This window comes from Paraburkholderia sp. DD10 (assembly GCF_049177125.1).
Lineage (GTDB): Bacteria > Pseudomonadota > Gammaproteobacteria > Burkholderiales > Burkholderiaceae > Paraburkholderia > Paraburkholderia terricola.
Genome location: NZ_CP185393.1, coordinates 2,566,575 through 2,586,013 on the forward strand (window position 1 = coordinate 2,566,575; position 19,439 = coordinate 2,586,013).

At 62.1% G+C, this 19,439-nt stretch carries 19 protein-coding genes; 6 read left to right on the top strand and 13 right to left on the bottom strand.

Annotated features, from left to right (window positions below; genetic code table 11):
- Positions 1 to 53: 53 nt before the first annotated feature.
- Entirely contained in the window at positions 54 to 1,238 is a 1,185-nt protein-coding gene (locus ACOCG7_RS26845; protein WP_073427048.1) for an acetylornithine transaminase, read from the top strand.
- A 21-nt stretch (positions 1,239 to 1,259) separates the two neighbouring features.
- Positions 1,260 to 1,730: a GNAT family acetyltransferase gene (locus ACOCG7_RS26850; protein ID WP_073427047.1), complete on the top strand. Its 471-nt coding sequence runs from the start codon at positions 1,260 to 1,262 to the stop codon at positions 1,728 to 1,730.
- 95 nt (positions 1,731 to 1,825) lie between these two features.
- On the opposite strand, the gene ACOCG7_RS26855 is transcribed toward ACOCG7_RS26850, so the two are convergent.
- The 7 genes from ACOCG7_RS26855 to ACOCG7_RS26885 all read right to left on the bottom strand — a co-directional run bounded on the left by ACOCG7_RS26855 (position 1,826) and on the right by ACOCG7_RS26885 (position 8,872).
- A complete protein-coding gene (locus ACOCG7_RS26855; protein ID WP_090518686.1) occupies positions 1,826 to 2,530 on the bottom strand; it encodes an ABC transporter ATP-binding protein in 705 nt (234 codons plus the stop codon).
- Between the two features lie 17 nt (positions 2,531 to 2,547).
- Positions 2,548 to 3,321: an ABC transporter ATP-binding protein gene (locus ACOCG7_RS26860; protein WP_073427045.1), complete on the bottom strand. Its 774-nt coding sequence runs from the start codon at positions 3,319 to 3,321 to the stop codon at positions 2,548 to 2,550.
- Positions 3,322 to 3,340: 19 nt separating this feature from the next.
- Positions 3,341 to 4,510, bottom strand: coding sequence for an ABC transporter permease subunit (locus ACOCG7_RS26865; protein WP_073427044.1), 1,170 nt, complete (start codon positions 4,508 to 4,510; stop codon positions 3,341 to 3,343).
- A 26-nt stretch (positions 4,511 to 4,536) separates the two neighbouring features.
- On the bottom strand, positions 4,537 to 5,487 hold the full coding sequence (locus tag ACOCG7_RS26870; protein WP_073427043.1) for a branched-chain amino acid ABC transporter permease: 951 nt from the start codon (positions 5,485 to 5,487) through the stop codon (positions 4,537 to 4,539).
- Positions 5,488 to 5,716: 229 nt separating this feature from the next.
- The gene (locus tag ACOCG7_RS26875) at positions 5,717 to 6,916 is read right to left on the bottom strand and encodes a branched-chain amino acid ABC transporter substrate-binding protein (protein WP_073427042.1); all 1,200 of its coding nucleotides are present in this window, start codon (positions 6,914 to 6,916) and stop codon (positions 5,717 to 5,719) included.
- A gap of 538 nt (positions 6,917 to 7,454) precedes the next feature.
- Positions 7,455 to 8,414 (bottom strand): 4-hydroxy-3-methylbut-2-enyl diphosphate reductase, encoded by a 960-nt coding sequence (ispH, locus tag ACOCG7_RS26880; protein ID WP_073427041.1) that lies wholly within the window; start codon positions 8,412 to 8,414, stop codon positions 7,455 to 7,457.
- A gap of 2 nt (positions 8,415 to 8,416) precedes the next feature.
- Positions 8,417 to 8,872, bottom strand: a complete 456-nt coding sequence (locus tag ACOCG7_RS26885) for an FKBP-type peptidyl-prolyl cis-trans isomerase (protein WP_073427040.1) — start codon at positions 8,870 to 8,872, stop codon at positions 8,417 to 8,419.
- A gap of 201 nt (positions 8,873 to 9,073) precedes the next feature.
- Between ACOCG7_RS26885 and radC the strand changes: the two genes are divergently transcribed.
- The 4 genes from radC (at position 9,074) to nadB (ending at position 12,353) form a co-directional block, all read left to right on the top strand.
- A complete protein-coding gene (radC, locus tag ACOCG7_RS26890) occupies positions 9,074 to 9,856 on the top strand; it encodes a RadC family protein (protein WP_073427039.1) in 783 nt (260 codons plus the stop codon).
- A 239-nt stretch (positions 9,857 to 10,095) separates the two neighbouring features.
- Positions 10,096 to 10,329, top strand: a complete 234-nt coding sequence (gene rpmB, locus ACOCG7_RS26895) for a 50S ribosomal protein L28 (RefSeq protein WP_007180631.1) — start codon at positions 10,096 to 10,098, stop codon at positions 10,327 to 10,329.
- A gap of 10 nt (positions 10,330 to 10,339) precedes the next feature.
- Entirely contained in the window at positions 10,340 to 10,507 is a 168-nt protein-coding gene (gene rpmG / locus ACOCG7_RS26900) for a 50S ribosomal protein L33 (RefSeq protein WP_008919555.1), read from the top strand.
- A gap of 247 nt (positions 10,508 to 10,754) precedes the next feature.
- Positions 10,755 to 12,353, top strand: coding sequence for an L-aspartate oxidase (gene nadB / locus ACOCG7_RS26905; RefSeq protein ID WP_073427038.1), 1,599 nt, complete (start codon positions 10,755 to 10,757; stop codon positions 12,351 to 12,353).
- A gap of 89 nt (positions 12,354 to 12,442) precedes the next feature.
- Here the strand turns inward: nadB and nadC are convergent, their stop codons facing one another.
- The 6 genes from nadC to purN form a co-directional block, all read right to left on the bottom strand.
- Entirely contained in the window at positions 12,443 to 13,342 is a 900-nt protein-coding gene (gene nadC / locus ACOCG7_RS26910; protein WP_073427037.1) for a carboxylating nicotinate-nucleotide diphosphorylase, read from the bottom strand.
- The gene (gene nadA, locus ACOCG7_RS26915) at positions 13,342 to 14,481 is read right to left on the bottom strand and encodes a quinolinate synthase NadA (protein ID WP_073427036.1); all 1,140 of its coding nucleotides are present in this window, start codon (positions 14,479 to 14,481) and stop codon (positions 13,342 to 13,344) included. The genes nadC and nadA overlap by 1 nt, the downstream gene beginning before the upstream one ends.
- A 130-nt stretch (positions 14,482 to 14,611) precedes the next feature.
- On the bottom strand, positions 14,612 to 15,808 hold the full coding sequence (locus tag ACOCG7_RS26920; protein ID WP_073427035.1) for a DesA family fatty acid desaturase: 1,197 nt from the start codon (positions 15,806 to 15,808) through the stop codon (positions 14,612 to 14,614).
- 205 nt (positions 15,809 to 16,013) lie between these two features.
- Entirely contained in the window at positions 16,014 to 17,369 is a 1,356-nt protein-coding gene (locus ACOCG7_RS26925; protein ID WP_073427225.1) for a mechanosensitive ion channel family protein, read from the bottom strand.
- 74 nt (positions 17,370 to 17,443) lie between these two features.
- Positions 17,444 to 18,703 (bottom strand): RsmB/NOP family class I SAM-dependent RNA methyltransferase, encoded by a 1,260-nt coding sequence (locus ACOCG7_RS26930; protein WP_073427034.1) that lies wholly within the window; start codon positions 18,701 to 18,703, stop codon positions 17,444 to 17,446.
- Positions 18,700 to 19,353 carry a phosphoribosylglycinamide formyltransferase gene (gene purN, locus ACOCG7_RS26935; protein ID WP_073427033.1) on the bottom strand — a complete coding sequence of 218 codons (654 nt, stop codon included), beginning with the start codon at positions 19,351 to 19,353 and terminating at the stop codon, positions 18,700 to 18,702. Before purN ends, ACOCG7_RS26930 begins: the two co-directional genes overlap by 4 nt.
- Between the last annotated feature and the right edge of the window lie 86 nt (positions 19,354 to 19,439).

Here is a 19,439-nt window from a genome sequence, read left to right on the forward strand (position 1 = left end):
CTACCGGGCCACCCTTCATTCACTTTTCACCCTGCTGTCTGGAGCCTGCCGTCATGAACTTCACTGAGTACCCGATCGAGTCGCTGATGTACATCACGAACCGGCCCGAAATCGTTTTCACGCACGGCAAGGGCTCGTGGCTCTACGACAACGACGGCAAGCGATATCTGGACTTCATCCAGGGCTGGGCGGTCAACAGTCTCGGCCACTGCAATGAAGGCATGATCGAAGCACTCAACAAGCAGGCGCAACTGCTGATCAATCCTTCGCCGGCGTTCTACAACGAGCCAATGGCAAAGCTCGCCGCTCTGCTCACGCAGCACAGCTGCTTCGACAAGGTGTTCTTCGCGAACAGCGGCGCCGAAGCGAACGAAGGCGCGATCAAACTCGCACGCAAGTGGGGCAGGAAATACAAGGACGGCGCGTTCGAGATCATCACGTTCGATCACAGCTTCCACGGCCGCACGCTGGCCACCATGTCGGCGAGCGGCAAGCCGGGCTGGGACACGATCTACGCACCGCAAGTGCCCGGCTTTCCGAAGGCGGATCTGAACGACATCGCATCGGTGGAAAAACTCATCAACGCGAAGACGGTCGCCGTGATGCTCGAGCCGATCCAGGGCGAAGGCGGCGTGATTCCCGCCACGCGCGAATTCATGCAGCAACTGCGCGCGCTGACGAAGCAACACAACATCCTCTTGATCGTCGACGAAGTGCAAAGCGGTTGCGGCCGCGCGGGCACGCTGTTCGCCTATGAGCTGTCGGGCATCGAGCCGGACATCATGACGCTCGGCAAGGGCATCGGCGGCGGCGTGCCGCTCGCGGCGCTGCTCTCGAAAGCGGACGTCGCCGTGTTCGATGCCGGCGATCAGGGCGGCACCTACAACGGCAACCCGCTGATGACCGCGGTCGGCTATTCGGTGATCTCGCAACTGACCGCGCCGGGTTTCCTCGAAGGCGTGCGTGAGCGCGGCGACTATCTGCGCACGAAACTGCTCGAGTTGTCGGAAGAACGCGGCTTTATCGGCGAACGCGGTGAGGGTCTGCTGCGTGCGCTGCTGCTCGGCAAGGACATCGGCAACCAGATCGTCGAGAAAGCGCGCGACATGCAGCCCGACGGTTTGCTGCTGAACGCGGCGCGTCCGAACCTGCTGCGCTTCATGCCGGCGCTGAACGTGACGAACGAGGAAATCGACCAGATGATGGCGATGCTGCGTTCGATCCTCGACACGCTGTAATCAATCGGACACGACACGCCTATGACGACGAGCGCCGCGCTATCGATTCGCCGCTTCGACGCGAGCGACACCGATGCCGTGGTCGCGCTGTGGCAGGAAGCGTTCCCCGAGTATCGGGACGTGACGCGGCCGCAGCGCAACCCGCATCTGTCGATCGCCAACAAGCTGGCGACGCAACCGGAACTGTTCTTTGTGGCGGTGCTCGGCGGGCGAATCGTCGGCACGGTGATGGGTGGGTATGACGGACATCGAGGCTGGCTGTATTCGCTCGCGGTGGATGCGTCGCTGCGTCGTCATGGCATCGGCACGCGTCTGGTCGCGCATGTCGAAACCGCGTTGACCGAACGTGGCTGCCCGAAGCTGAACCTGCAAGTCCTGTCCGCGAAGGCGGACGTGCGCGCGTTTTACGAAGCGCTCGGTTATCGCGCCGACGCGGTGATCAGTCTCGGCAAGCGTCTCGGCGAATTCGCGGACGCCGCGCCGGCTGCGTAAAGCCGCGCCGCCCGAATGAAAAAGACCGCATGCGTTTATCACGCATGCGGTCTTTTTCATCGGCATGGCAAACCTGGCTCGGGTCTATGACCCACTCATTCGCCCAGGTAAGCCGCCCGCACCTTCGGATCATCCAGCATCTGCTTCGCGTCGCCGGACATCGTGACGAGCCCCGAGTCCATCACGTAGCCGCGGTTCGCGGCCTGCAACGCGAGACGCGCATTCTGCTCGACCAGCAGCACGGTCATGCCTTCAGCCGAAATAGCGCGCACCACCTCGAAGATCTTCTCGACCATGATGGGCGACAGACCCATCGACGGCTCGTCGAGCAGCAGCAGCTTCGGCTTCGAGATGATCGCGCGCGCCATCGCCAGCATCTGCTGTTCGCCGCCCGAGAGCGTGCCCGCATACTGCGTCGCGCGTTCCTTCAGGCGCGGGAAAAAGCCGAACATGCGATCGACGTCCGCCTTGATGCCGTCGGTGTCGTTGCGCAGATAGGCACCCATCTGCATGTTTTCGACGATCGACATGCGCGCGAAGATGCCGCGGCCTTCCGGCACCATCGCGAGGCCGCGCTTGAGCAGCTCGTGCGCCGGGATGCCCTTGATCGACTGGCCCATGTACTCGATGTCGCCGGCCGAATACGGCTTCAGACCCGTGATCGCCTTCATCGTCGTGGTCTTGCCCGCGCCGTTCGCGCCGATCAGCGTGACGAGTTCGCCCTGCGCGACTTCGAGGTCGATGCCCTTGACTGCCTGGATGCCGCCGTAATTGACCTGCAGGCCCTTGATTTTCAACATTGCTTGCGTTGTGGACATCAGTGGACTCCCGCACCCAGATAAGCTTCGATCACCTTCGGATCCTTCTGCACGTCTTGCGGCAGACCTTGCGCAATCACCTTGCCGTAGTCGAGCACCGTCATCTGGTTGCACAGACCCATCACGAGTTTCACGTCGTGTTCGATCAGCAGGATCGTCTTGCCGTCCGTGCGGATCTTGTCGAGCAGCTTGGTCAGCTCGACCTTTTCCGTTGCGTTCATGCCGGCCGCCGGTTCGTCCAGCGCGAGCAGCTTCGGATCGGTTGCCAGTGCACGCGCGATTTCCAAACGGCGCTGGTGGCCGTACGACAGGTTGCGCGACGTGTAGTCCGCGTACTGCGCGATGCCGACGTATTCCAGCAGTTCGATCGCGCGCTCCTTGATCTCGCGCTCTTCGCGGCGCTCGGCCGGCGTCTGGAACACCGCGCCCACCAGGCCGTGCTTCGTGCGCACGTGGCGTCCGACCATCACGTTTTCCAGCGCGGTCATGCCGCCGAACAGACGGATGTTCTGGAACGTGCGCGCGATCCCGGCCTTCGCCACCTGATAGACGGCGGTCGGCGTGTAGTTCTCGCCGTCGAGCTTGAAGTCGCCCGAATCCGGCGTGTACAGCCCCGTGATCACGTTGAAGAAAGTGGTCTTGCCGGCGCCGTTCGGGCCGATCAGACCGTAGATCTGGCCGGCCTTGATTTCGAGGCCGACGTCGGACAGCGCCTGCAGGCCGCCGAAGCGTTTGTTGACGCCCTTCACCGACAGTCGAATGTTGTCGCTCATGTGTTTTCTCCCTGCCGGTTTATGCGCGCACCGGCTTCTTGCCGGCCCGTTTCGCAATCTTCGCGATCTTGTCCTCGTGCTTCGGCGACGGCCACAGGCCTTCCGAGCGGTACAGCATGATCACGACCATCGCGAGGCCGTACAGCAACTGACGGATCACTTCGGTATCGACGATTTCATGGCCGAAGATCATGTTCTGCAACGGACCCATCGTCGAGCGCAGGAATTCCGGGAACACGGCGAGCAGCACCGCGCCGAGAATCACGCCCGGAATGTGGCCCATGCCGCCGAGCACCACGCACGCGAGCACCACGACCGATTCCCAGAACGTGAACGATTCCGGCGACACGAAGCCCTGGAACGAACCGAACATCGCGCCCGACAGACCGCCGAACGACGCACCCATGGCGAACGCCAGCAGCTTCACGTTACGAGTGTTGATGCCCATCGCCTTCGCGGCGATTTCGTCTTCGCGGATGGCGGCCCACGCGCGGCCGATACGCGAGTGCTGCAAGCGCGTGCACGTCCAGATCACGAACAGCGAGCAGATCACGAACAGGTAGTAGTACATGTACACCGACGGGAACGAGAACCCGAGGAAGGTGTGCGTCTGCGCGAGACTGAAGCCGCCGACGTTGACCGGATCGATCCCCGTGATGCCCTTCGGTCCGTTGGTGATGTTCACCGGACGGTCGAGGTTGTTCATGAAGATCCGCACGATTTCCCCGAAACCCAGGGTCACGATCGCGAGGTAGTCGCCCCGCAGACGCAAGGTCGGCGCGCCGAGCAGAACCCCGAAGAGCGCGGCGAGCGCCATCGCGCACGGCACGATGATCCAGATCGGCGTATGCAGCCCGTTCGGCGCCAGATGCGCGATCCACTCGAACTGCGAGGCCAGGTGCGGCGAGCTCAGCAGCGCCGCGGTGTACGCGCCGATTGCGTAGAACGCGATGTAGCCCAAATCCAGCAGGCCGGCGAAGCCGACCACCACGTTGAGACCGAGCGCGAGCATCACGTACAGCATCGCGAAGTCGAGCACGCGGACCCAGTAGTTGCCGCCGGCGGCGCCGATGATCATCGGCGCGGCGATCACGAAGATCGCGGTGATGATGCCGACGACCAGCGTCTTCGTGAGGTTCTTTTCAGGGATGAGCGTCGTGGACGGCTCGATCGGTTGAATTGAGGTCATGTCTGTTTACTCCTTATGGCCCGGGATCAAGCGCGATCCGCAACGCGTTCGCCGAGCAGGCCCGACGGACGGAACACCAGCACGATGATCAGCACGATGAACGCGAACACGTCCTGGTAGTTACTGCCGAACACGCCACCGGTCAGGTTGCCGATGTAGCCGGCGCCCAACTGTTCGATCAGGCCGAGAATCACGCCGCCGACCATCGCGCCGCCGAGGTTGCCGATGCCGCCCAGCACCGCTGCGGTAAAGGCCTTCAGGCCGGGGATGAAGCCCATGTAGAAGTGAGCGTTGCCGTATTCGGACGCGATCATCACGCCGGCGAGCGCGGCGAGCGCCGAGCCGATCATGAAGGTCGCCGAAATCACGAAGTTCGGGTTCACGCCCATCAGGCTCGCGACGCCGGGGTTCTCGGCGATCGCGCGCATCGCGCGGCCGAGCCTGGTCTTGTGAACCAGCAGCAGCAGGCCGCCCATCACGAGGAACGCCACCACGATGATCACGATTTCGGTCATCGAGATCACGGCGCCGGGCGTCGTCTCGGTGGCCTTGATCACGTTGATCGGATCGGTGGGCAGCAGTTGCGGGAACGGCAGCGGGTTGCGCGACCAGATCATCATCGCGAGCGTTTGCAGCAGGATCGACACGCCGATCGCGGTGATCAGCGGGGCGAGACGCGGCGCCTTGCGCAACGGCCGGTAAGCCACGCGCTCGATCGTGTAGCCGACCGCCGCGCACACCACGGCGGCGATCGCCAGCGCGATGCACAGCGTCGGCACGTTGCCTAAGCCGGGGAAGTGGTTCTGCAGCACGCCTATGGCGGAGAGCGCGACCATCGCGCCCACCATCAACACGTCGCCATGAGCGAAGTTGATGATGCCCAGAATGCCGTAAACCATCGTATAGCCCAGTGCGATGATGGCGTAAACGCTGCCAAGCACCAGCCCGTTGAGGACCTGCTGGATGAAGATATCCATTTAATGCTCCTTAGCCCGTGCGGCCGGATTCGCGTTCTTCATCAGCCGGTGGGCGGTGATGCGTTACGGAATCTCAACGGCACTGCGGGTACTGATGTAAAAGACCGGTAAGGGTTATCCGCCGCCGGTTAGCCTTGACGACCGGGATGCGGTCGCGGGCTCGCCTTGAGCGGATGCAAAAACGGCACCGTTGGGTGGTTTCGGTGCCGTCAGGCTGAACGTCCCGTCATCACATCTTCACGACGTCGAGAACCGCTTTCTTGCCGTCCTTGAAGTCGTAAAGCGTAATGGCGCCCTCTTTCAAATCACCCTTGTCGTCGAACGCGATGTGGCCGATTACCCCGGTGTAATCGGTGGACGGCATCGCAGCCAGCACCTTGGGCGCCTCGATCGAATTAGCGCGCTTCATTGCATCGACAATCACATACACAGCGTCGTACGTGAACGGTGCGTAAATCTGCACCGGCGTGTGGAAGCGGTCGACGTACTTCTTTTCGAAGTCCGCTCCCCTGTCCATTTTCGAAAGCGCGAGTCCCGCTTCCGAACAGACCAGGTTTTGCACGGCGGTTCCCGCCAGCTCACCCACCTTGTCGGTACACACGCCGTCGCCGCCAAGGATTTTTGCCCTGATTCCGAGCGCCGCCGCCTGCTTCGTAAACGGCCCGCCCGTCGCGTCCATGCCGCCGAACATGATGACGTCCGGATGAACACTCTTGATCTTTGTGAGGATGGCCCGGAAATCCGTGGCCCGGTCGTTCGTCGCTTCGCGCGCGACGATCTTTGCTCCGCTCGCCTCCACGGTCTTCGCGAATTCGTCCGCGAGCCCCTTACCGTAGGCGGTCGCATCGTCCACTACGGCGATGCGTTTGGCGCTCAACGCCTTCGTGGCGTAATTGGCGAGCGCCGGCCCTTGTTGTGCGTCGGTGGCGACGACCCGGTAGGCCGTCTTGAAACCCTGCTGCGTGTACGCCGGATTCGTCGACGACGGCGAGATCTGCACGATGCTCGCATCGCTATAGATCTTCGAGGCCGGAATCGACACGCCCGAATTCAGATGCCCGACCACCGCCACGACGTGATCGTCGACCAGTTTCTGTGCGACCGCCGTGCCCGTTTTCGGATCCGCGGCATCGTCTTGCGCGTCGAGCTGCAACTGGATCTTGCGGCCGTCGATCGTCAAGCCCTGCGTATTGATTTCCTCGACCGCCAGGCGCGCGCCGTTTTCATTGTCCTTGCCAAGATGCGCGATGCCGCCCGTCAATGGGGCCGCATGGCCGATCTTCACGATCGTCGCTTCACTAACCGGTGCGCTTGCCGCCGTCGCAGCCGATGCACCCGCTCCCGCCTCGCCATCCTGTTTCTTGCCGCACGCGGTCAACATCGCAACCGCGGCCGCGATGGACACGGCGTAAGCAAACTTGACTCGCATTAAGTAGGTCTCCCGCGCCTTGCAAAAATCTATTGTCCGGGACCCGGAGGCCTTGAGAACGCGCGCATTGTAACTCCAATTTTGCGACGGGCAATATTGTTGAACCGGCAGGGTTTTCCTGCATTGCAACCTTATTTTGAGAGCGGAATCCGTCAATGGGTGCAACCGGGTTGCGACTGTTTTTCGTGCATCAGTTGCACCATCGTCGCGCCCACTGGCATCAAGTGTTGCGGCCGATTCGCTCAGCGCCCGATTCCGCCGTGGCTCGCATTAGGTATTACGTTTTTGCGCCCATTCAGAATGACGCACTATTTTAGTGCGCCAAAAATCGGCGTAGCGGTTTCGACGTCGTTTAAATGGGGCGCTACCGTGCGAAACACGCTAATACTCGGGTCGGATTTCAAAAAAATTTGCGCGCCAGCGCACGAAAAACGAGCGAAAGGCGCGATCCGGCACTTTATCTTTTGGGCGCAGCGCGAACCGGACGGCGAAAAAAAACGCGCCCTGGGGCGCGCTTCTTGTGAGGAGATATTTGCTCTTAGGCCGGCAAGCCCAAGCCGCGCGGCAGCGGAAAAGCGATGTTTTCCTCGATACCGTCGAGCGCGCGCACATTGCGCACGCCGAGTTCACGCAAGCGGGCGATCACCGCTTGCGCCAATACTTCCGGCGCCGATGCGCCGGCCGTCACGCCGATCCGGCGCTTGCCCTCGACCCAGACCGGGTCGATCTGGTCCGGCGAATCCACCATGTAGGCGGGCACCCCGAGCTTTTCGGCAAGTTCGCGCAGCCGGTTGGAGTTGGAACTGTTCGGGCTGCCGACCACGATCACGACGTCGCACTGCGGCGCCATGAACTTCACCGCGTCCTGGCGGTTTTGCGTGGCGTAGCAGATGTCCTGTTTCTTGGGCTCGCGGATCGACGGGTATTTGGCTTTCAATGCGCCGATGATTTCCGCTGCGTCGTCGACCGACAAAGTGGTTTGCGTGACGAACGCGATCCGCTCGGGATCGGCCAGTTGCAAAGCCTGCACATCTTCAATGTCCTCGACCAGATGCATGCCCTCGCCGGCCTGCCCCATCGTGCCTTCCACCTCGGGGTGGCCCTTGTGGCCGATCATGACGATGTCGAAGCCGTCCTGGCGCATCTTCGCGACCTCGATATGCACCTTGGTCACGAGCGGACAGGTGGCGTCGTAGACACGCAGCCCGCGCGACTCGGCTTCCGAACGCACGGCCTTGGAGACGCCGTGCGCGCTGAAAATGACCGTATTGCCGGCCGGCACCTCTTCGAGCCGCTCGATGAAGATCGCGCCCTTCTTGCGCAGATCCTCGACGACGTAGGCGTTGTGGACGATTTCGTGGCGTACATAGATCGGCGAGCCGTGCAGCTTGATGGCCCGCTCCACGATCTCGATCGCCCGATCGACGCCGGCACAGAACCCGCGCGGCTGCGCCAGCAGGATCTCGGTTTCGGCAAGAGTCGTATCCGTGATGCTCATGTTCACAAAATCCCGATGATTTTCACTTCAAACGCCAGCGCCTGGCCGGCAAGCGGGTGGTTGAAATCGAACAGGGCCGACGTTTCGCCGACTTCCTTCAGAACGCCGGCGTAACGGCCGCCGCCCGGCGCGTTGAATTCGACCAGGTCGCCTGGCGAAAAATCCTCGCCGATCATGCTGTTTTCGCGCAGCGTGGCCAGCGAGACGCGCTGAATCAGTTCGGGATTGCGGGGACCGAACGCCTGAGCTGGCGCTAGCTGAAAGGTCGAATGGTGGCCCACCTTCAAACCTAGCAGAATATCTTCCAGCGGCGGCGCCAATTGACCCGCACCGAGCAGAAGCGTGGCGGGTTTGTCGGTAAACGTATTGATGACTTCGGCGCCATCGGCAAGGGAAAGCCGGTAATGAAGCGTCACGTGGGAACCGGGCTTCACTTCGGAAATGTCGATGATGCTCATGCAATGCTCGCTCTGTCGAAGCGCGCTGCACGCGTGCGCCGCGGGCGCAGGCGACGCGTGTGGCAAACCATCGGGGTGCCGTGCGCAAAGCGCTTATTGTAAGCCACATAGCGTGCAGCGGCTTGCGGCCGTCGCGCGCACCGCGAGGTGCCAGCGGCGTCGCCCGCCGCGCCGAACCCGAAACCGGAGGACTCTATTTATATGGCCGATCACGCCTGCACGATTGATAAAACGACGCTGGAATCGGCCTCGCCGGAGCCGGACGCTCGTGTGTGTTCACCGGAGTCCGCCGCGCGCTCGTCGCCGGCGCTCCTGCGAGGCAAATGGCACAAGAACGACATGCCGCGCGAGCGGCTGATCGAGCAAGGGCCTGGCGTGCTATCGGATACGGAAATGATCGTACTGGTGCTGGGTGCGGGCTTGCCGGGCCACGACGTATTCAGCGTCGCGGGTGCCTTGCTCGACCGGTTCGGCTCGCTGCGTGCGATGCTCGACGCGACGTATGCGGACTTCGACGGCCTGCGCGGCATCGGGCCTGCGAAAAAAGCGCAATTACTCGCCATCATGGAAATGGCGCGGCGCTCGCTGGTCGATAAAATGCGCAAGCGCTCGCTGATGAACTCGCCCGAAGCCGTGGAAAACTACCTGCGGCTGCTGATCGGCGGTCGGCAACAGGAAGTTTTCGTGTCGCTCTTTCTCGACGCCCGGCATCGGCTGATTCGTTGCGAGGAAAGCGCGCAGGGCACGCTTACGCGCATGGCGGTATATCCGCGCGAGATCGTGCGACGGGCGCTGAATCTGAATGCCGCCAGCCTGATCGTCGCGCATAATCACCCGTCCGGCGCGGTTCAGCCGAGCGCGAGCGACTGCAGCCTGACGCACACGCTGCGCGACGCCCTTGCGTTGATCGACGTGCAACTGGTCGATCATCTGGTGATCGGCGCGGATAGCACCTACTCGTTCGCCCGCGCCGGCTGGCCGTGACACGGCCTGAGCGCGGATCGGAAAGGCGTTGCGCCGTATGCGGAGTCCAAATAAGGTTTGATTTTGCGGCTTTTTTTCTGCTAGAATTCCGGTTTGCCTATTTCCAACCCCCTGTTCCGAAGCCACCAAGGCGTTCCAGAAAGGAAAAGCGACTGCGGTTTCAATAAACTTCAGCGCGGCTCTTTTCAGGAAACTTTCACGGCGTTCGAACTCAGAATTAGCGTATTAGGAGTGCTCTCATGGCACGCGTATGCCAAGTAACTGGGAAAGCGCCGATGAGCGGCAACAACGTTTCCCACGCGAATAACAAAACCAAGCGCCGGTTCCTGCCGAACCTGCAAAACCGCCGCATTTGGGTGGAAAGCGAAAACCGTTGGGTGCGTCTGCGCGTTTCGAACGCTGGCCTGCGCCTGATCGACAAGAACGGTATCGACGCTGTGCTCGCAGACCTGCGCGCACGCGGTGAAGCCTAAGGAGTAAATCATGGCGAAAGGCGCACGCGACAAGATCAAGCTGGAATCGACCGCAGGCACGGGTCACTTCTACACGACGACGAAGAACAAACGCAACATGCCGGAAAAGATGCTGATCAAGAAATTTGATCCGGTCATCCGTAAGCACGTTGACTACAAGGAAACCAAGATCAAGTAAGCCTTGGTTCCTGCCTGACGAAGACAAAGACATGCAAAAAGCCTCGCATTCGTGCGGGGCTTTTTTGTTTTTGGCACGCCGTCGCATTGCGCGGTGCTTACCCGTTCATCGAGCCCTCTCATCTCTCAAGACGGTCCTATCCTGTTCGGCCAGCTTTCCCTAGTCCGTCGCGGCGCGTATCCTTTCTCGTTTTAGCGGCGAGCAAATGGCGCGCCGTCACGGCAAAACGAAAGACGGAGATGTGGGCATGGAATTCGATGTGGCGATTGTCGGTAGCGGCTTGGCCGGGTTGAGCGTCGCGCTCAATCTCGCTCAAACCCGGCGGGTTGCGGTGGTCGCCAAGCGATCGATGACCGAAGGCGCGAGTGACTGGGCGCAAGGCGGCATTGCCGCGGTTCTGGATTCGGCGGACAGCATCGAAAACCATGTGCGCGATACGCTGATCGCCGGCGGCGGCCTGTGCGACGAAGCCGCGACCCGCTTCATCGTCGAGCACGGGCGTGCCGCGATCGAATGGCTGATCGGGCAAGGCGTACCCTTCACCAAGGACGACGCCGCCGAACTCGGCTTTCATCTGACGCGTGAGGGCGGCCATAGCCATCGCCGGATCATTCATGCCGCGGACGCAACCGGCCACGCCGTGGTCGCCACGCTCAGCGAGCGTGTGCGCCGTCATCCGAACATCACGCTCCTCGAAGATCATTACGCGATCGACCTGATAACGTCGGACCGGCTCGGCTTGCCGGGGCGCCGTTGCCACGGCTTGTACGCACTCGATCTGCAGAGCGGCCGCACCGTCACGATTGAAGCGCCGCACACGGTGCTCGCCACCGGCGGCGCCGGCAAGGTCTACCTTTACACCACCAACCCCGATACGGCGACCGGCGACGGCATTGCGATGGCATGGCGAGCCGGCTGCCGCGTGGCGAACATGGAGTTCATCCAGTTCCACCCCACCTGCCTCTTCCATCCATACGCGAAGTCGTTCCTGATCTCCGAGGCGGTGCGCGGCGAAGGCGGCATCCTGAAGCTGCCGGACGGCACGCGCTTCATGCCGAACCACGACGAACGCGCCGAACTCGCGCCGCGCGACATCGTCGCGCGCGCGATCGATTTCGAGATCAAGAAGCGCGGCATCGATTGCGTGTATCTCGACATCAGCCATCAACCGCCTGAATTCTTGCGTGAACATTTTCCAACGATCCTGGCACGCTGCCTGGAGTTCGGCATCGACATCACCAAAGAGCCCATTCCCGTCGTGCCGGCCGCGCACTACACCTGCGGCGGCGTGGTGACCGATTTGGCGGGGCGCACCGATCTGGCGGGCCTCTACGCGGTTGGTGAAACCTCGTGCACCGGCCTTCACGGCGCAAACCGGCTTGCCAGCAATTCGCTGCTCGAATGCCTCGTGATCGGACGCTCCGCCGCGCAGGCCATCGAGGAAGAAGGCTTCTGTGCAGCCGTCCACGCGCCGCTGCCGGACTGGGACGAAAGCCGCGTATCGGATCCGGACGAGGAGGTCGTGGTCGCGCACAATTGGGACGAACTGCGCCGGCTGATGTGGAATTACGTCGGCATCGTGCGTACCGACAAACGGCTCGCGCGAGCCCGGCATCGGCTTGCGCTGCTGCGCGACGAGATCCACGAGTACTACGCGAACTTCAAGGTAAGCCGCGATCTGCTCGAACTGCGCAATCTGGTCGACGTGGCGTCGCTGATCGTCGACGGCGCACGTTCGCGGCGCGAGAGCCGCGGCCTGCACTTCAGCCGTGATTGGCCCGCGACCTTGCCGAAAGCGCTGCCGACGGTTCTCTCGCCGGAACACGTGCGCAACCGCAACGTGTGATCGATGCGAGCCCGAAATGAAAAGGCCACCGCTGGTTTTAACCGGCGACGGCCTTTTATCGGTGGATACGGTCGCTTCGGCGACGCGCGTTAGACAATCCGCATCGAGTAATCCGTTGCGTGGACGTCTTTCGTCAGCGCACCGATCGACACACGATCGACGCCCGTTTCGGCGATCGTCCGCACCGTCTCGAAGTTCACGCCGCCCGAGACTTCCAGCACCGCTCTGCCCGCCGTAATGCGGACCGCTTCGCGCATCGCATCGAACGAAAAATTGTCCAGCAGAATGGATTGCGCACGATGGGCCAGCGCGGTTTCGAGTTGCTCGATCGTCTCGACTTCTATCTGGATCGACACACCCGCATTCAGAGCGAGCGCCGCATCCATCGCCGCGCCGACACCGCCCGCCGCGGCGATGTGGTTTTCCTTGATAAGAATGCCGTCGTACAGCGCGAGCCGTTGATTCGCGCCGCCGCCGACGCGCACAGCGTATTTCTGCGCGAGCCGCAAGCCCGGCAAAGTCTTGCGCGTATCGAGAATGCGCGTTCGCGTATGCGCGATCGCGTCCACATAGCGGCGCGTTACGCTCGCCACACCTGAGAGCAGTTGAAGGAAGTTCAGCGCGTTACGTTCAGCGGTCAACAATGCACGCACCGGACCGCGCAGTTCGCAAACCGTGCTGTCCGACATCATGCGATCGCCCTCGCGATACCGCCACCGCACCTCGATCCGTGGATCGACCTCGTGCATCACCGCGTTGAACCAGGGCACGCCGCACAGCACCGCATCCTCGCGCACAATAATGCGCGCATCGCGCACTTCGTCTGCGGGAACAAGGCGACCGGTCTGGTCGCCGGCGCCAACGTCTTCGATCAACGCATCGGCAACATTGCGAGCCAACGCAGCATCGAACGCGGCACCGTACTGGGCGTGAATGTCAGCGAACAGCGGCGACACCGCATCGGTCGGATTGCGCTCCATCGCCCCCATTACGCTGCTCCCACGTTCGAATAAAGTTGTGCGTCCCGCGCGAGATCGCCGCTTGCCTGCACGCGTTTCTTGTGACGCGCCGCGAAATCCAGCATCCGGTCGATCGGCAGACGCGCCCGCTCGCCAATCGCACGGTCGACGAAAATTTCGTTATGACCGCGCTCGAGCACCTCGGCCAGGTTCGCGAGGCCGTTCATGGCCATCCAGGGACAATGCGCGCAACTCTTGCACGTTGCGCTGTTGCCCGCCGTCGGCGCGGCAATCAAGACCTTGCCCGGCGCGGCGAGCTGCATCTTGTGCAGAATGCCGAGATCGGTTGCCACGATGAAATGCGTCGCGTCGAGCTTTTGAGCGGCGTCGATCAGTTGCGTGGTCGAACCGACCACGTCCGCTTGCGCGACTACATTAGCCGGCGACTCCGGATGCACCAGCACTTTCGCGCCCGGATATTCAGCGCGCAGCAGATCCAGTTCGATGCCCTTGAATTCATCGTGAACGAGACAGGAGCCCTGCCACAACAGCATGTCGGCACCGGTTTTGTTCTGGATATAGCTGCCGAGGTGCCGATCCGGCGCCCAAATGATCTTTTCGCCACGCGCATGCAGATCGGCGACGATCTCCAATCCGATCGACGACGTCACCATCCAGTCCGCGCGCGCCTTGACCGCCGCGCTTGTGTTCGCATACACGACCACCGTGCGATTCGGGTGCGCGTCGCAGAACGCCGAGAATTCATCCACCGGACAACCGAGATCGAGCGAACACGTCGCGTCGAGATCCGGCATCAGAATGCGCTTGTCCGGGCTGAGGATTTTGGCGGTCTCGCCCATGAAGCGCACGCCCGCGACCACCAGCGTTTGTGCCTCGTGATCACGGCCGAAGCGCGCCATTTCGAGCGAATCGGCCACGCAGCCGCCGGTTTCGTCGGCAAGTTCCTGCAGTTCCGCGTCAACGTAGTAATGGGCGACGAGCACGGCTTTCTCGCGCTCGAGCAATGCGCGAATGCGCGCCTTCAACGCCACCTTCTGTTCCGCCGACGGCATGTCGGGCACCTTCGCCCACGCCTGCCCGATTCCGCAGGTAGTGCCCTGCGCCTGTGGCCGGTCGTATTCGACGGTCCTGATCGCCTGCTGATCCATGATCTCCTCTGCCCTCGCTCTGCCGCTGCGGACTGTCAATCGTACGTCGTTGCGGTTTCCGCAGCCCAAAAAGCAAAACCCCGCCAACGCGGGGTTTTGTGACGTAACGAAATTTTAATGGATTTCGGGATCAAGCATAGCGACGCAGACGCATGGCGAATTCTTGCAGCGCTTTAATGCCGCTTTGTTCAGCGCGATGACACCAGTCTTGCAACTGCACCAGCAATTGGTCGCGCGACGCATTCGAGCGCTCCCACATTGCCGCAAGTTCGTTGCGCATGTCGATGTACGTCTTGAGCTTCTGGCTACTCGCGAAGATTTGCGGCAACTGACGCTTCTGCGGTTCGTCTAGACCGGCTTCTTCCTTGTGGAACCAGCTACGCGCACCGCGCATCAACTGGTATTTCTCACGCGCACCCACTTCCTTCAGATGCGCCAGTTCCTGACGATAAGCGCGCTTGAGCGCCTTGCCGTAACGCGCCATCACTTCATAGCGATTTGCCAGCACGGCTTGCAGGGTATCCTGGTCGAGCACCATTTTGCCGGTGGTCAGACGCGGCGTAGGCGCGATCTTCTTCACCTTAGCGAGGCGAAACGCCGACATGATGCGGATGTACATCCAGCCGATATCGAACTCGTACCACTTGTTCGAGAGCTTGGCCGAGGTCGCATACGTATGGTGATTGTTATGCAGTTCCTCACCGCCGATGATGATGCCCCACGGAAAGATGTTGGTGCTGGCATCCGAGGAGTTGAAATTGCGGTAGCCCCAGAAGTGCGCGAGACCGTTGACCACGCCAGCTGCCCAGAACGGGATCCACACCATCTGCACGGCCCAGATCGTCAGCCCGACAACGCCGAACAGTCCGACGTTCAGCACCATCATCAGGCTCACGCCGAGAATCGGGTACTTCGTGTACACGTTGCGCTCCATCCAGTCGTTCGGCGTGCCGTGACTGAACTTGCGCATCGTTTCTTCGTTCTTCGCTTCAGTGCGGTACAACTCCGCGCCTTCGAGCAGCACCTTCCAGATGCCGCGCGTTTGCGGGCTGTGCGGATCTTCTTCGGTCTCGCACTTGGCGTGGTGCTTACGGTGAATCGCGGCCCACTGGCCGGTCAGCATGCCCGTGGTCATCCACAGCCAGAAGCGGAAAAAATGACTGACGACCGGATGCAACTCCAGCGCGCGGTGCGCCTGGCAGCGATGCAGATAGACCGTCACGCCAATGATCGTGATGTGCGTCACGACGAGTGTGTACACCACGAGTTGCCACCAGGAAAAGCGCAGCAGACCGTGGGCAAGGAAATCAAGCAAGGAATTCAACAAGGCAATTTACCTGTGGAACGAGAGACACGAGGCACACGCAAAGTTACGCGTGTCAAGAAAGTGAAAGCATACAGCGGGATTGGACGACATTCTACTGGAAGCGTTCCAAGTGTTTGTAACAAATAGGGATTTTTTGCGCCGCATCAACGGGTCGTGGCGCGCCGCCGTGTTCTTCAAGACAGGTTAGCGCGCGCAAATTCCCCGTTCAACCGGCCTTGTCGGCCTGGTTGGCAGCAGGAGCGGTTATTGTTACCGGTCGCGACAACGTGTCGCCGACGTTGCCGACAATCCGCACTTCGCGTTGCGCATAAGGGATCGAGATGCCGTGTTCCGAAAAGAGCCGCCAGATGTTCCGGTTGACGGCCGAGCGCACGGCGGACGTACCGGTTGCTGCGTCCTCGATCCAGAAACCCAGTTCGAGATTGATGCCGTCTGCACCGAAGCCTGCCAGATAAGGCGTGGGCGCCGGCTCCTGCAGCACTCGTGCAACGCCTTCCGCGGCTTGGGCCAGCAGCGTCATGGCGTGCTCGACGTCAGATGTATAAGCGACCTGCACGGCGGCTTTCGCATACCCGCGCGTCAGATAGGACGACTGGTTCTGCACCACGTCTGTAATGAGCTTCTCGTTTGGAATCAGCGTTTCGATGCCGTCCAGTCCGCGCACCACCGTGTAACGCGTGCGGATCTGCGTGACCATGCCTTGCAGGCCGGTCACGTTGATCGTGTCGCCGATCCGCAGCGACCGGTCGATCAGAATGATGAAGCCCGACACATAGTTGCTGGCGATCTTCTGCAGCCCGAACCCCAAGCCGACGCCGAGCGCGCCGCCGAACACGCCCAGCACCGTGATGTCGATGCCGACCAGTGACAGGCTGATCAGCACTGCCGCCAGCACGAACGCCGCGCGGCCGACCCGCGCCACCACCACCTTCAGATTGGCGTCAAGCGTTTTCGCGCGCATCAGGCGGTCTTCGAACGCGGCGCCGAGCCACATCGCGACGATCATCGTCACGCACACCCACAGCAGGCCCGTGGTGAGCGAAAGCAGCGTCAGGTGCGCGTTGGCGACGCGAAACTTCACGCTGGCCATCCACGCGATCACGTCGTCCTGAATGCCCATCACGGTGAGCGCCATCGCGATCCAGACGACCAGCGAAACGATCTTTTCGACCAGAAAGAGCCACGCATGCGTTTCGCCGTCGTGGCTAAAGACCCGCCGCGCGAAGAAAAACACGATGTAGATAAAGCCGATGCCGAAAAGCGGCACCAAAGCCAGATCCAGCAGCGACGTATGCATGAACTGGGCGGTGATCGCCCGCGCGAGCCACACGAGCGCCGCGCCGGTCAGCGGAAAAAACGCGCGATTCAGGCTTTCCGCGCCGAAGCGCAGCGTCTGGTAGCGCGTTTGCCGGCGCAGATCGAGCGTTCTGCGCAACAGACGCGCGAGCAGCCACGCCACGGCGAGCGTCGCCAGCAGCACGCCGACTTGCCACAGCATCACCGGCTCGCCGAAATCGCGCGCGAGGTCGCCGAACATATGAGAAAAAATGCGGTTTTGCATGATGTTCACGAATTCGCCGGCGCGCCGGATTCAGGAGACGAACCCGTGCGCGCCGGCATAAAGCGCCTTCCGGCTTAGCTCTGGCGTTCGAGCACGGCGGCGAAGAAGCCGTCGGTTGCGTGGCGGTGCGGCCAAAGCGACAGGTAATCGCCCATTTCCATGTCGATGCGCTGCTCGGCCAGCACGTCACGTGCGGGCACGAGCGCGAAATCGGGGTGATCAGCGAGGAATTGCTGCACGACCGCTTCGTTTTCGGCTTCGAGGATCGAGCAGGTCGCGTAGACGAGCCGGCCGCCCTTCTTCACCAGACGCGCCGCGCTCGCCAGAATCGACGCCTGCTTCGGCGCCAGTTCCGCGACCGACTCCGGCGACTGGCGCCACTTCAGATCCGGATTGCGGCGCAGCGTGCCCAGGCCGCTGCACGGCGCGTCGACCAGCACACGGTCGATCTTGCCGGCAAGACGCTTGATCTTGGCGTCGTGCTCGCTGTCGATCAACACCGGATTCACGTTCGACAAGCCGCTGCGCGCGAGGCGCGGCTTGAGCTTGGCAAGCCGCCGCTCCGAAATGTCGAACGCATAAAGGCGCCCGGTGGAGCGCATCGCCGCGCCGAGCGCCAGCGTCTTGCCGCCCGCGCCCGCGCAGAAGTCGACGATCATTTCACCGCGTTTGGGCGCGACCAGCGAGCAGAGCAACTGGCTGCCTTCGTCCTGCACTTCGACCCAGCCGTGTTGAAAGGCGTCCAGCTTGGTGAGCGGCGGCTTGCCGACCACCCGCACGCCGAACGGCGCGAACGGCGTGGCGCCGCCCTCGATACCGGCTTTCGAGAGCGCGTTCAGCACGTCGTCGCGGCTCGCCTTGATCGGGTTTGCGCGCAGGTCCAGCGGCGCCGGGTAATTCAGCGCTGCGGCCAGCTGCGCCAGTTCCGCGGCCTCGAAGCGCTTCGAAAGCGCCTGATAGATCCAGTCGGGCAGATTCAGGCGAATCCGCAGCGGCAGGCTCTCCGGGTCGATCATCGCGACGTGTTCGAGCCATTTGGACTCGGCATCGGACACGAACGGCTTGAGCGCCGTGCGGCCCGCCGTCTGCATGAGTCCCAGCAAGGCCATGCGGCGCGCCGGACTGCCCGCGCCGCTCTCGGCCAGATGAGCGAATTCCATGCGCCGGCGCAGCACCGCGAACACCGCCTCGGCGATCACGCCGCGCTCGCCGTGTCCGAGCTTCGGATGAGCGCGGAAAAAGCGGCTGGTGGTGGCGTCAGCCGGGCCATTTAGTTTTAGGACTTCGGCCAGCAAAGTCTCAGTTTGTCCAATCAAAAAACCATGCAATCTCATGCGCCCTCTCCGGCGGTGTGACCGGCAAAGAGCCATTGCGGCTCCGGCGGCGTAAGCGTGACACGCAAGCCGTCGAGAGCAAGACGCCCTTCGACGAACCAGCGCACCGCGCGTGGATAAATAATGTGTTCGGTTGCCAGCACGCGTTCGGCGAGCATGGCGGGCGTGTCGCCGGCCTGCACCGGAACCGCCGCCTGCGCGACGATCGGCCCGTGATCCAGCTGCGACGTGACGAAATGCACCGACGCGCCGTGCAGCCGCACGCCCGCGTCGAGCGCCTGTTGATGCGTTTTCAGCCCCGGAAAACTCGGCAGCAGCGACGGATGCACGTTCAGCATGCGCCCGGCGTAATGGTCGACGAAACCGGGTGTAAGCACGCGCATGAAGCCGGCAAGTATGACCAGATCCGGCGAGAAACTGTCGATGAGTTCCGCCAGCGCGGCGTCGAAGCGCTCGCGATCGGGGAACTGGCGGTGGTCGACCACGGCCGTGGCAATGCCATGCGACGCCGCGAACGCAAGGCCCGCTGCGTCAGGACGGTTGGCAATCACGGCGGCGACTTGCGCTGGCCAGGCTTCGTTCGAGCAGGCTCGAACGATCGCTTCCATGTTGCTGCCCCGCCCGGAAATCAGGATGACGAGTTTTTTCATCCGCGGATTTTATCATTCGGGGCCACGGAATCCGCGAGGCGCCGCCGTCTCAAGCGCCGAACGTTTATAATCGTTTGTTTTGCGGC